Source organism: Vibrio sp. AIC-3 (assembly GCF_013114515.1).
GTDB classification, from domain to species: domain Bacteria; phylum Pseudomonadota; class Gammaproteobacteria; order Enterobacterales; family Vibrionaceae; genus Vibrio; species Vibrio crassostreae_C.
Genome location: NZ_VTXG01000003.1, coordinates 21,738 through 35,004 on the forward strand (window position 1 = coordinate 21,738; position 13,267 = coordinate 35,004).

The 13,267-nt window shown below is 44.0% G+C and carries 13 protein-coding genes; 4 read left to right on the plus strand and 9 right to left on the minus strand.

Annotated elements, in window-relative coordinates:
* Positions 1–80: 80 nt before the first annotated feature.
* Positions 81–1,559: a diguanylate cyclase gene (locus F0229_RS03320; protein ID WP_171732225.1), complete on the minus strand. Its 1,479-nt coding sequence runs from the start codon at positions 1,557–1,559 to the stop codon at positions 81–83.
* Positions 1,560–1,751: 192 nt separating this feature from the next.
* Positions 1,752–2,309, minus strand: coding sequence for a hypothetical protein (locus F0229_RS03325; RefSeq protein WP_017068001.1), 558 nt, complete (start codon positions 2,307–2,309; stop codon positions 1,752–1,754).
* A 441-nt stretch (positions 2,310–2,750) separates the two neighbouring features.
* On the opposite strand from F0229_RS03325, the gene F0229_RS03330 reads away from it, so the two are divergent.
* The gene (locus tag F0229_RS03330) at positions 2,751–5,171 is read left to right on the plus strand and encodes an ATP-binding protein (RefSeq protein WP_171732226.1); all 2,421 of its coding nucleotides are present in this window, start codon (positions 2,751–2,753) and stop codon (positions 5,169–5,171) included.
* Between the two features lie 152 nt (positions 5,172–5,323).
* Here F0229_RS03330 and groL read toward each other — a convergent pair whose 3' ends face one another.
* Together groL and F0229_RS03340 are read right to left on the minus strand one after the other, a co-directional pair.
* A complete protein-coding gene (groL, locus tag F0229_RS03335; RefSeq protein WP_171732227.1) occupies positions 5,324–6,970 on the minus strand; it encodes a chaperonin GroEL in 1,647 nt (548 codons plus the stop codon).
* A 206-nt stretch (positions 6,971–7,176) separates the two neighbouring features.
* Positions 7,177–7,467 (minus strand): co-chaperone GroES, encoded by a 291-nt coding sequence (locus F0229_RS03340; RefSeq protein ID WP_010433998.1) that lies wholly within the window; start codon positions 7,465–7,467, stop codon positions 7,177–7,179.
* Between the two features lie 218 nt (positions 7,468–7,685).
* Between F0229_RS03340 and F0229_RS03345 the strand changes: the two genes are divergently transcribed.
* On the plus strand, positions 7,686–9,035 hold the full coding sequence (locus F0229_RS03345; RefSeq protein WP_017067999.1) for an MATE family efflux transporter: 1,350 nt from the start codon (positions 7,686–7,688) through the stop codon (positions 9,033–9,035).
* A 62-nt stretch (positions 9,036–9,097) separates the two neighbouring features.
* Here F0229_RS03345 and F0229_RS03350 read toward each other — a convergent pair whose 3' ends face one another.
* Together F0229_RS03350 and F0229_RS03355 are read right to left on the minus strand one after the other, a co-directional pair.
* Positions 9,098–9,394: a HigA family addiction module antitoxin gene (locus tag F0229_RS03350; protein ID WP_017067998.1), complete on the minus strand. Its 297-nt coding sequence runs from the start codon at positions 9,392–9,394 to the stop codon at positions 9,098–9,100.
* On the minus strand, positions 9,394–9,672 hold the full coding sequence (locus tag F0229_RS03355) for a type II toxin-antitoxin system RelE/ParE family toxin (protein ID WP_017067997.1): 279 nt from the start codon (positions 9,670–9,672) through the stop codon (positions 9,394–9,396). The genes F0229_RS03350 and F0229_RS03355 overlap by 1 nt, the downstream gene beginning before the upstream one ends.
* A gap of 155 nt (positions 9,673–9,827) precedes the next feature.
* On the opposite strand from F0229_RS03355, the gene F0229_RS03360 reads away from it, so the two are divergent.
* A complete protein-coding gene (locus tag F0229_RS03360; RefSeq protein ID WP_136975775.1) occupies positions 9,828–10,313 on the plus strand; it encodes a methylated-DNA--[protein]-cysteine S-methyltransferase in 486 nt (161 codons plus the stop codon).
* 108 nt (positions 10,314–10,421) lie between these two features.
* A complete protein-coding gene (locus F0229_RS03365) occupies positions 10,422–10,610 on the plus strand; it encodes a prevent-host-death protein (RefSeq protein WP_171732228.1) in 189 nt (62 codons plus the stop codon).
* Between the two features lie 15 nt (positions 10,611–10,625).
* On the opposite strand, the gene F0229_RS03370 is transcribed toward F0229_RS03365, so the two are convergent.
* The 3 genes from F0229_RS03370 to gpmM all read right to left on the minus strand — a co-directional run bounded on the left by F0229_RS03370 (position 10,626) and on the right by gpmM (position 13,203).
* On the minus strand, positions 10,626–10,949 hold the full coding sequence (locus tag F0229_RS03370; protein WP_017067158.1) for a nucleotidyltransferase family protein: 324 nt from the start codon (positions 10,947–10,949) through the stop codon (positions 10,626–10,628).
* On the minus strand, positions 10,939–11,385 hold the full coding sequence (locus F0229_RS03375; protein ID WP_102320020.1) for an HI0074 family nucleotidyltransferase substrate-binding subunit: 447 nt from the start codon (positions 11,383–11,385) through the stop codon (positions 10,939–10,941). Before F0229_RS03375 ends, F0229_RS03370 begins: the two co-directional genes overlap by 11 nt.
* Before the next feature lie 285 nt (positions 11,386–11,670).
* Positions 11,671–13,203, minus strand: coding sequence for a 2,3-bisphosphoglycerate-independent phosphoglycerate mutase (gene gpmM / locus F0229_RS03380; protein WP_017060549.1), 1,533 nt, complete (start codon positions 13,201–13,203; stop codon positions 11,671–11,673).
* Positions 13,204–13,267: the final 64 nt, after the last annotated feature.

The window sequence follows — 13,267 nt, forward strand, 5'->3', positions numbered from 1 at the left end:
ACTTGATAGCCTTAGTGGTAATGCCAATGATACAAAGAAGCCTAGTCAAACGACTAGGCTTCGCATTATTTTGGGAGAACTTAATACACCTGAATACACACCTGGTTCTTACCTGCAGCCTTGGCCTTATAGAGCTGCTCATCCGACGAACGAATGCTTTGGTTTTCCCACAAGTGCCCGACACTGTCGAACTTATACAGAGAGTAGAGCGTCGCGCCACCAGACACTGAGATACTAATCTTGTCACCCGTAGGGCATCGATAACTCTGTAGGCTAATGTCATTTTGAATTCGCTCAAAGATCGATGAAAGCAACTCAGACGATTCACCCGTAATCGCGACAACAAACTCTTCACCGCCAAATCGAGCCACGATATCTTGCTGTCTAACGCTGTTCAGCATCAACCGAGCAACATGGCAAATCACCTCGTCCCCCACTTTATGGCCATGCTGATCATTAACGACTTTGAAATCATCGATATCAAACACGCCAACACCAATAATCGGCTCTTCATCTTGCGCCAGTAATCGAGCCTCAAAACCACGTCGATTCAGCAAGCCCGTTAATGGGTCGCGCATTGCTAGCTCATTTAAACGCTGGTGCTCTTGTCTTGTATAGAAGCGCCATAGCCATAAAACCGAGAGCAGATACAAAACCAACAGTATCGAAAGCTGAATCTTCTCCATCTCCAATACATGCAGAAAGTGCTCGCTCTTATCTTCTTCAATACTCAGATATAGCTGGGTGTTAATGTCATCAACATACAGAGGCTTGGAATACGTAAAATCCATAAACCCGTATTTGTTTGCGCCTCGAGTACTTGTGACTTTATAGCCATGGGTAGGGTTTGAGACTAGGTTCGAGACATAACCATCGACACCCAATACCCCTTTAAACTCACCATTAACGTAGATTCCTTTGGTTAAGGTCACCACTTTCTGACCTGTCAGGTAGTCATCATATTGGCCGGTATACACCACTTGGTCTTGCCCTTGAGCTAAGCCAAAGCGAATCGTGTTCACCCAATAAGGCCTGCTATTCACAACCGAATCAAAGGTGTCGCCCTTAATGTAACTGGCAAAATCAGAAGGCGAAGAGATAATGAATTTCTCTTTTGAAATGAAATAAATCGCAGAGATGGTATCAATGGTATTGGCAAAATAAGCCATGGTCGGCGCGATGAACAGGCGCTTACCCGCTTCGGTATAAAGGTCCGATTCCGGGTTGCACATCTCGCGAGGGCCAGAGAACATAAAATCAAAACGAGGGGCATGTTGCTCATCACTGGTGAAGTAACACGTCTCACCCTCGATCTTTTTGTCATGCGAGAATACGTAGGTATCCCCATGCAGTGGATAAAGCGCAGTGATGTTGTACTCAAGCGCATTTATGATCTGTGTGAGCTCCGCTAAAGAGCGTGTTACGCCTTGGTTTTCCATTCCATACTGTTTATCTGATTCTTCCGCTGAATCAACGAGCAACAAGCTCAAAACTACTAAAAAACTGGCGGTCAGGCCTAAGAAAGCCTTTTTAAAATCGACGGTATGGTGGTTAATCAAAGCATATAAATCATCATTAGGAGTTTATCGCACATTGTACTCATAAGTAAAAATACTGCAATAGAAAATATAAAACAATATGCTTATCTATTTTGGAGGGGCGTTTGGATATCTATAAGAAAATGTTGAGTTGCAATAACGCCTAAGTCAGATGCACTTAGGCGTTATGAATCACTATAGTAACACTAAGCCTTACTTAGCAAAGTTTACAATCGGGAAGCACGGGAAGAAACCGTTGTCAGCACAGTTGATCAGACCAACTTGTACGCCTTCGATTTTGTTGGTTTTGTTGAAGATACCAACCTGAACCGTAGACACTTCTGAAAGGTTCGCTGCACCAACATCAACCATAGTGTTACCTTCTGAGTAGTTTACAAAACTCACGTTCGCGCCTTTCACATCATTAGTAATGTTCACAGCACCCAGGTTAACACCGGTTGTTTTACCCGTATTCCAGTTGAAGAAACCCAGAGATGCACCGGTCATTTCTTGGTTCACTTTTGATGCACCAAAAATACCAAGGTTCACACCTGTGGTCGTTTGCGTCTCAGACATACCAACAACGGCAAGATCGACACCTTTAAGGTCGTTTACTTGTCCGTGAAGCAGAGCCAAACGCACACCGCCAACCGCATCTGAATCAGGTGCGTTGAAGCCATTGATCGTTGAAAACATAACAGGCGAAGAAGCAAATGCCGCCGGTGCCATTACTGCTGCAGACACAGCAAGTACTGAAAGTAGTTTTTTCATTGGGGAGTCTCCACTGACTTATTGTTCACTTGATTAATCCATTTTTAATCAAGCATTTATTGTCCTTTATTCAACAGCTAGCCATGTTAAATCAATGTAATAACTGTACTGTTGAATATAAGCCGCTAAATCATAAAGAGCAATGGTTAAGAGCAGATGCGGGATTCGAGTGAACGAGATGCGAAAAGCAAAAAAAACAGAGACCGAAACCTCCGCTCTAAAGCTTATTATTCCAAACAAAAATCTAGGCGAGAAAATCAACATGTTTCACAAGCTTATAGCCCACACACTTATTGCCGCATCTAAAGCGATGTCATCCTAAAAAATTTATTGATAAAAGCTCAACAGACCTCAGGTATTCAAAAACTAATGTTCGTAAAATTCTGAAAATAAACTAAATTCTAATATAGGAACAGAACGATATGAAACAGTGGGAATAGCATGGTTAAGGAACCTACGAATAAACAGACCATTAAAGCGATTATTTCGCGTGGTTTTTTGGCTATCGTGTTATTTTTAGGCCTCTATATCTATGTTAGCCATGCTCTGAAGAACAAAGAGCAGGACATGATTAATCTCCAGCTCAGTCTTTCTGAAGCTTATAGCGTTATGCTCTCTGTCAGACGACAAGAGCAGCAGTTTGTTTCCACAAGGCAACCAGAGATTCAAGAACAACTCAATATAAAGCGAAGTCAGCTGATCGAAAAGCTGGCTGAGATCGATGGGAAAATCGTACGAAGCGACCTCAATATTTCTTTTAATTATGCCAAAGTTGTCGAGTATCTCGACGAGTACCACACCGCCTTTACATTATTAGCCCTTGAGTTAGTCAGCATACATGGCAAGAGGGACCAAATTGGGCTCATTGAGAAACTAAAAAATGCAGCGTTGACACTTGAGCGCTTCGTACATGAATCCAATAATGTGCAGCTTGAAGAATTGACTTTAGAAACACAAGATCTCATGTATCAGTTCTTTACCGATTTTGATCAGACAACATTAGATAAGATTGTCGATTCATTGTTCAAAATCCAAGATGAAATAGAACAGAATTCCCGAACGATCAGTGCATTAGCTTCGTTTAATAATTTTAAACGCCACTTTTGGCGATTGCAGCGAGGGTTAAAGAGTGTCGGGTACAGCTCTGATAGCGGCCTCAAAGGAGAACTCACCAGCAGTATTTATCATGTTGAAGATGAGCTCAACTTACTTTTCACCGAAACACCCAAGCAGATCGCAGAGAGCCTGACGCAGATAAAGTTGTACAGCTACTTATCGACAGCCGCATTAGGAGGGGTGACGTTACTGGTGCTGCTTTATGTTGTGTGGCGTGCCAGTCAACTTGAAACTCAATTGATTGTTTCACAAGAGAAAGCACGACAAGCAAACCGTGCAAAAAGTGCCTTTCTTGCCAATATGTCTCATGAGATACGGACACCGCTTAATGGCGTGATTGGTATGTCAGAAATACTGGCAGAAACCAAACTATCCGCAGAACAGAAAGACTGCCTTGGGACTATCTATACCTCTTCTCAAACCTTACTTATGTTGATCAACGATGTTCTCGATCTGTCCAAAATTGAATCGGGTAAACTGGAAATTAATCCACATACGACAGACTTAAGAGAGCTGCTGTTTGATAGCGTGACTCTGATTTCTTCTAAAGCTTATCAAAAGCAGATTAAGTTGGAAGTTGAAATTGATGGCGAGCTCCCAGAGTACATTCATGTTGATGGGAATAAAATTCGCCAAGTGTTGATGAATTTAGCCTCAAATGCGATCAAATTTACAGAACAAGGCTCTATCGTATTCACCGCTAAACGGCTTCCATCATTGGAAACAGAGTGTGTGGTCGAGTTTTCTGTTCGAGATACGGGTATTGGTATCGCAGCAGACCAACAAGAGCACATTTTCAAAGCGTTTTGCCAAGAAGATACCAACATCACCTCCAATATTGCGGGGACCGGATTAGGGCTTAGTATTTCGTCACGTATGGTGGAAATGATGGGAGGCTCGATAAACGTTGAGTCAGAGAAAGACGTGGGCAGTTGCTTTCATTTCCAATTAACCGTAGTGCCATCAGATCATTCTGAACATAAAAATCGTAAACAAACCGTTGTCTATTATTCAGATGCGCCATCGAAACTTTTACTCGATGACTTGTTCCGCCTTGGTTACTCACCACAACTAAAATCAATCGAAACAAACTTGGCGGCAACTGACCTCCCAGAGATCGCTTTGATGGAAGATATTAACCAAGCCAAAACACTGCATCGCTTAGCACCAGAGGTGAAAATCATCATAGTGAAAGATAATCTTAGTGATCCTATGAGTGAGTGTCATTTTATCTCAGGCTATGTGACTCTTCCTATGCTCGGTTCCCGCTTAAGTAGCATGTTGAACTCCGTGCTTGAAAGGTCACAGCCACAACCCCCTCAACATCAACCTGAGCCGATAGAAGCGACTGTACGTCAAAAAGTCCTCGTAGTTGAAGATAACCGCGTAAACCAAAAGGTGGTATGTATCAATTTAGATAAGTTAGGGATTGAATATTGGGTTGCCAATGATGGACAAGAAGCGATTGATTTATATAAAGGGCATCATCAAGACATCGGCCTTATCTTGATGGACTGCATGATGCCGAATGTAGATGGCTTTGAGGCAACAGAGCGAATCAGGCGCTATGAAGAAAACCTGCAACTTCAGGCAACACATATCCTCGCTTTAACGGCATCCGTGCTCGATGATGATATTAAACGTTGCTTCGAGTGTGGAATGAACGATTATCTTCCAAAACCATTTAAGCGTGACATGATGCTGCAAAAAATTGATGAACAACAGTTTACGCACAAGGCAGGCTGACCAAGGAGCTTTGGAAAAAAGGGTGATGGTGAAGCTGAAATACAGATACGGGATGCGAATAAATAAGGCTTAAGAGCAAAAAAACGGAGACCGAAGTCTCCGTTTTCTAAAGCTTATGTGTGACTTTCTCTGCTATAGAGAAAGGGGGATGATTACATCATGCCACCCATACCACCCATACCGCCCATGCCACCCATATCAGGCATTGCAGGGCCAGAATCTTGTGGCTTATCAGTGATCATCGCTTCTGTTGTGATCATAAGACCAGCAACTGACGCTGCGAACTGAAGTGCAGAGCGAGTTACCTTAGTTGGATCTAGGATACCCATTGCAATCATGTCGCCGTATTCGCCAGTCGCCGCGTTGTAACCGTAGTTACCTTCGCCAGTACGAACGTTGTTAGCAACAACAGATTCTTCATCACCTGCGTTCTTCGTGATTTGACGGATAGGCGCTTCCATTGCACGTAGTGCAACACGGATACCGACGTTTTGCTCTTCGTTGTCGCCTTCAAGGCCAGCAACTTTAGATGCAGCGCGGATAAGTGCAACACCACCACCAGCAACCACACCCTCTTCAACGGCAGCGCGAGTTGCGTGAAGTGCATCTTCAACGCGGTCTTTCTTCTCTTTCATCTCAACTTCAGTTGCAGCGCCTACTTTGATTACTGCAACACCGCCAGCTAGCTTAGCTACGCGCTCTTGAAGTTTCTCTTTGTCGTAGTCAGACGTTGCATCTTCGATTTGTTGACGGATTTGAGAAACACGACCTTGGATCATTGTTTCTTCGCCCGCGCCATCGATGATGGTTGAGTTTTCTTTAGTGATAGTTACACGCTTAGCTTGACCTAGGTCTTCTAGCGTTACTTTCTCTAGGTCTAGGCCGATCTCTTCAGAGATAACCGTACCGCCAGTTAGGATAGCGATGTCTTGCAGCATAGACTTACGACGGTCACCGAAACCAGGCGCTTTAACAGCAGCCACTTTAACGATGCCACGCATGTTGTTCACAACTAGAGTTGCAAGCGCTTCGCCTTCTACATCTTCAGCGATGATAAGAAGTGGACGAGATGCCTTAGCAACCGCTTCTAGAGTCGGAAGAAGTTCACGGATGTTCGAAACTTTCTTGTCGATAAGAAGAATGAATGGGCTTTCTAGATCAACAGAACCCGCTTCTTGGTTGTTGATGAAGTAAGGAGATAGGTAACCACGGTCGAACTGCATACCTTCAACTACGTCTAGCTCGTCTTGTAGAGCCTGACCTTCTTCAACCGTGATTACGCCATCACGACCTACTTTTTCCATCGCTTCAGCAATGATGTTACCTACTGTCGAATCAGAGTTCGCAGAGATAGTACCTACTTGCGCGATAGCTTTTGTATCTGCACATGGAACAGAAAGGCCTTTTAGCTCTTCAACTGCAGCGATAACTGCTTTGTCGATACCGCGCTTAAGATCCATTGGGTTCATGCCAGCAGCAACGGCTTTTAAGCCTTCAGTGATGATTGCTTGAGCAAGAACTGTTGCTGTAGTCGTACCGTCGCCCGCCGCGTCATTCGCTTGCGAAGCCACTTCTTTAACCATTTGCGCGCCCATGTTTTGGAACTTGTCTTCAAGTTCGATTTCACGTGCAACTGAAACACCATCTTTAGTGATCGTTGGTGCGCCAAATGATTTGTCTAAAACAACGTTACGGCCTTTAGGACCTAGCGTTACTTTTACTGCGTCAGCCAGAACGTTTACACCTTCTAGCATTTTAATACGTGCGTCATTACCAAATTTAACGTCTTTAGCAGCCATCTTAATTTCCTTTCAAATTCTTTGTTTCGGGGCGTCTCAGCGTTATCGCGTCATTCTGAACAGTGAGGGACGAACGTGATTCAGAATCTACTCAAATCGCACTCTGTTTAGATTCCAGATAATTCGTTCCTCATTTCTGGAATGACGATATGAATCATCCAATACTGGCTCTGATAACTTTTACTGAGAGTTAAATGAAAAATAGATTACTCGACGATCGCCATGATGTCGTTTTCAGACATAATCAGAACTTCTTTGCCGTCGATTTTTTCAGTTTTCGTGCCGTAACCTTCAGCAAAGATAACGGTATCGCCAACTTTTACGTCCAACGGTTGCACTGAACCGTTTTCTAGAATGCGGCCTTTGCCAACAGCTAGAATGATACCGCGAGTCGATTTTTCTGCGGCAGAACCAGTTAGAACGATGCCACCAGCAGATTTAGATTCAACTTCTTGGCGCTCAACGATAACTCGGTCATGTAGAGGACGGATATTCATCGGTCTTATCTCCTGATAATTTCCATTTAAATTTTGATAGTTGCCACGATTAGCGTGGGTCAAACAATATGTTGGGGGCGATGTGAAAGATCCCAAGGGGGGAACGAAAAAATTGTGAGCTAAAGTGCAGATTCTCACCCCTCATCTTTCCCTGCTTTTCGTTTACTCGTATCCCGCATCTGTTTATCCTACGCTTTTGGTTTCTATCGGCGTTTTGCATGCAAGATAAGCACGGGCTATTAACTGCCCCAATTGAGAGTACATTGCGTACCATGACCATACCGACCATATTCGGTATGGTGGCGATCTTGATGTTTAACCTCGTCGATACTTTCTTCATCTCATTGCTTGGCACCCAAGCCTTAGCCGCGGTGAGTTTTACCTTTCCAGTCACCTTTGCCATCAACTGCATCACCATGGGGATTGGTATTGGCTTATCGACATGTATCGGTCGATTGCTTGGCCAAGGCAGCGCACAAAATGCAGCACGCTTTACCTGCCATGGATTATTACTCGCGCTACTTCTGGTCTGCTGCGCTTCCGCTGTTGGCATTATCTCCCTCGACCCCTTATTTACTTTATTGGGTGCCGAAGCGGAGTTACTGCCTCTGATCTCTGAGTACATGCTGATCTGGTATATCACCATTCCCCTATTAGTGATCCCAATGGCAGGCAACAGCGCTATTCGTGCCAGTGGCGATACCAAAACGCCTGCTAAAATCATGATGCTGGCAGGGTTAATCAACGGCGTTCTCGACCCTTTGCTTATTTTTGGATACGGCCCCTTCCCTGAACTAGGGATTCAAGGTGCTGCAATTGCAAGTGGTTTCAGTTGGTTTGGCGCTTTGTGTTGCTCGCTGTACATCTTGATTAAACGAGAAAAGCTTCTAGCTTTACCGAATATCAAAAACATCCTTAGCGATTGGTATCAAATACTGACTATCGGCACTCCTGCGGCACTGTCCAATGCGCTCAATCCATTAGCGGGTGCCATCATAATGATGATGTTGGCCAAACAGGGAACCGAAGCCGTTGCTGCTTATGGTGCTGCTCAGCGTATTGAATCCATTCTTATCATTGTGTTGATGTCTCTGACTTCAGCCCTTACGCCTTTCATGGCGCAGAACTTTGGCGCAAACAACTCTCAACGCAGCTTTAAGGCATTGTTTCTCAGTATGCGTTTTGCTGTGATGTTCCAAGGTTTGATTTTCTTAATGATGGTGCCGTTGAGCATCCCCTTAGCTGCCCTGTTCTCTCAAGAAGAATCCGTACGAGGCATTTTGTGGCATTACTTGTTGGTCGTCCCCTTTAGCTATGGATTCCAAGGTATTGTGATGATGCTGATCAGTGGAATGAATGCCATGCATCAACCACTCAAAGCCTTTCAATGGAGCTTCATGCGTTTGTTTGTGTTTACCTTGCCCTTTGCGTGGATAGGCAGCCAAATTGATGGTGTCGAAGGGTTGTTTATTGGTTTAGCCTTGGGGAACATCATGGGTGGTATTTCAGGGTATTGCTTTGCACTTCGTGTGAGGGCTAAAGCAGATGCGGGATACGAAGAGGGATAGTACAAACCAAAAACTGAAAGACAAACGCTGACTACGCAGCGCTTAGTCCATCTTCGTTATATTTATGTCGCTAGAGCAAAGTTGATCGTATTTACCTTCGCTAGATTAACGTTCTGTTTTGCTTGCCACAGATCATAGTGATCCTGCATTGTTAACCAACTCTCCGGGGTTCTACCCAGTGACTTAGAAAGACGTAAAGCCATTTCAGGAGAAACTGCACTTTGGCCTTTAAGAACACGATTCAGCGTAGAAGGGGATACATCAAGCTGCTTTGCAACAAAACGACAGCTATAACCAAACGGTTCCATATATAGGTCATAAATAAACTCACCTGGGTGAGGAGGGTTGTGCATACTCATTAGTGATAATCCTCATAATTTAAAATATAGGCATTACCATCAATAAATTCGAAAGTAATACGCCAATTACCATTTACTGTGATGGACCAAATACCATCTCTATCCCCTTTTAATGGGTGAAGCTTAAAGCCAGGTAGATCAACATCATCAATAATGGTTGCAGTATCTATAGCTGCCAACTGCATCCTAAGCTTACGCTCATGCTTAGCTTGAATACCGGCTTTACTGCCAGTCTCAAAAAACTTTTTGAGACCTTTATGCTTGAATGTTTTAATCATACAGAGAGTGTAGCGTGTTGCGCATCATGAATCAAATTTCAAGCAGCTTAAGAGCAGATGCGAGATTCGGGTAAACGGGATGCGAAGAGCCTCAAAAACAGATACGAGATTCGAAGAGCTTGAGAGCAGAAAAAGACTAAAAGAAGGAAGATGACATGGAAGACACCACTTACAAAATGCTTTATGACGCACCAATTGGCAAGATGATCATTGTGAGCAATGGTGTGTCGCTTATTGAAATTGACCATGTAAATCACGAAGAGCTAATGACTAGCAATCCAGATGACCTTTGCCAACTGGCAGCGAAACAGTTAGATGAGTACTTCGCAGGTCAACGAATAGAATTCGATTTGCCATTAAGAGCGATAAAAGGCACTGAGTTTCAAAAAGTAGCTTGGCAGGCTTTAACAACCATTCCTTATGGCGAAACCATCAGTTACGGTGAACAAGCAAAGAGAATGGACAACCCAAAAGCAGTAAGAGCTGTGGGTGGTGCAAATGGCAAGAACCCATTTAGTATTGTTGTACCTTGCCATCGAGTCATCGGCGCAAATGGCACATTAACCGGCTACACCGGCGGCATGAACCGCAAAGAGTGGTTACTGGATTTTGAGCGTTCGGTTGTAGATAGAACGCAATAAGCCTTACCTCGCTAGATCAATAATATAAAGTTTCACCATCAAGAAGCGCCATTATCACCAGACAACATATAGTCTATATTTAAAATTTCATACAAAGAGGTGATGGTAATGTTCACTGATACGATTGAATCTTATGAAGATCGAAAGCGTAGAGATGGAGCTATAGCGCCAATGAAACTATTATCGTTTTCTATTGATGATAAAAAACATGACCGAGTCAATTCAGGTACTCAGATTCGAGATAAACTGGCAAAACGTAAACAATCGGTTCAAGAATCAACATCACCGTTACGCTGATAATAATACGTTCGGTTACTTTAGTTTAATCCCATAAGTGTCAATATGGGCAAGTAGCTCATTCGATGTAATTCTATGTTTAACGAGCAAGTCAACCTTGAACGGAAGTGACGATTGTTCTAAACGATCTTGCAAGCCTGCGACGACACTTAACGAAATCCCATGCCCCTCGATAACAATATCGATGTCGGAGTTATCTTTATAAGTTCCAAGGGCTCTAGAACCGAATACCCAGGCATGAATGACTGCGGCATGACTCAAAACAATATCCTCAATCAACTGATACTGATGAGGCTTAAGGCCGACCGAGTCTGGTTTAACCAAATAACTATCGATCACATTTAACCTCTTGTTCGCATTGACCCTCTTGATCACATTTAAGCTTTAAATAGAGTGTGACTTGCCCTATCACTGGTGAAAATGACTCTAAGATCAGTGACTGAGCTTCAAGGACATTTTCCTCATCATAGGTGTAGGACAATAAATTTCGTTTTATGAGTGCTTCAAGCATAATCTCACACTGCTCCGAAGACAGGTGCTTAGCTTCTAAGGCCGTACGAAAAACGCTCCTCGGCGAAGCCACATCAAATCCTTCAAACTCAAGTAAGTCTTTAAGGGTCTTCCATGTCAGTTCGAAAGAAAATTCAAAAGTTTGTACTAACCCAGCGAGCTCTAACTCATTGTAGCTATCTTGTGAGCACGCTCTCTCAAGCCTTTGCTGCGCTTTCATTAAGTTTTGCAGTCGTTGCTTCCAGCGGTCTGGGTTTGAGTTCATATAAACAGCCTAGAGATAAGGTAAAAGATAAGTATAGTATGAGCCTTAAGCTACCTAATCATTCAAGCAATGTCACTCTTTCGATATTCATCAAGACTGTTCTTTTCGTCTTTTGTTTAAGGTCGTGCCCTTCTGTTCTCCCCTGCATGTTTTTCTTACCCAATTCCTGCCCTTAAGCTCTTCGTATCCCGTTTACTCGCATCCCGCATCTATACTCAAATTCCAGATACAAAAAACGGCCACACTCACGCGTAGCCGTTCTAGTATTCGATGAAAGTTAAGTGATTACTTAACGATCACATCGCCTGACATCTCAGCAGGGATTGCGATACCAGACAAAGAAAGCATCGTTGGTGCAAGGTCAGACAGCTTACCGCCCTCTTTGAACTCAACGTCTTTGTTACCTACGTAGATAAGTGGCACTGGTAGGTTAGTGTGTGCAGTGTGGATGCCGCCCGTTTCTGGGTTTACCATCATTTCCGCGTTACCGTGGTCAGCTGTGATTAGCAGTTGGCCGTCCGCTTCTTTGATTGCTTCAACCACTTTACCAAGACATTCGTCTAGCGACTCTACCGCTTTAACTGCTGCATCGTAAACGCCAGTGTGGCCAACCATGTCACAGTTAGGGAAGTTACAAACGATAGCGTCGTATTTGCCGCCTTTGATTGCGGCAACAAGCTTTTCAGTTAGCTCTGGTGCGCTCATTTCTGGCTGTAGGTCGTAAGTTGCTACTTTTGGAGAAGCAACAAGTTGACGCTCTTCACCTTCGAACTCGTCTTCGATACCGCCATTGAAGAAGAAAGTAACGTGCGCGTATTTCTCTGTTTCAGAGATACGTAGCTGCGTTTTACCTTCCTTCGATAGCCATTCACCGTAAGTGTTCTCTAGAGAAGCCGGTGGGAATGCACATAGAAGCGGGATGTCTGCTGCGTATTGAGTCAGCATCACGAAATCGATCGCTGGGAATACGTTACGAGCAAAACCATCGAAATCAGGAACGAATGCACGTGTAATTTCACGAGCACGGTCAGCACGGTAGTTCATGAAGATAACTGCATCGCCATCTACGATAGCGGCAGACTCTTCGCCTTCTGCTTTGATTTCAGTCGCTTTTACAAACTCATCGTTTTCATCACGAGCGTAAGCCGCTTCTAGGCCAGCAACCGCTGTATCAAACGTGAATTCTGCTTTTGCTTGAGTCAGCAGGTCGTAAGATTCTTGAACGCGATCCCAGTTGTTATCACGGTCCATTGCGTAGTAACGACCAATAAGCGAAGCCACACGGCCTTTGCCTAGCTTAGCGAACAGTTCTTGGAAACGTGCCAGTGTGTTTTCTGCGCTACGTGGCGGCGTATCACGGCCGTCTAGGAATGCGTGTAGGTAGATTTTCTCTGCGCCACGTTCTGCTGCCATTTCAACAGCTGCGTAGATGTGATCTTCATGAGAGTGAACGCCACCTGGAGACATAAGGCCCATGATGTGAACCGCTTTCTCAGCTTTCACCGCTTTATCGATAGCGTTAACCAGCGTTTCAGTTTGGCCGAATTCGCCGTCTGAAATTGACTTAGTAATACGAGTAAGATCTTGGTATACCACGCGACCCGCACCAATGTTGGTGTGACCCACTTCAGAGTTACCCATTTGGCCATCAGGTAGGCCTACATCTAAGCCAGAAGCCGAGATTAGCGTGTTAGGTTGGTTAGCAATAAGACCGTCTAAAACTGGAGTCTTAGCGTTCGCGATAGCGTTGTCTTGGTTGTCTTCACGGTAACCGTAACCGTCAAGGATCACTAGAGCCATTGGCTTCTTAGCTGACATAGGACTGACCTCGTTCAATTCAAAATAAATCGGTATAAAAACAAATTAGCGTAATTTTACTACA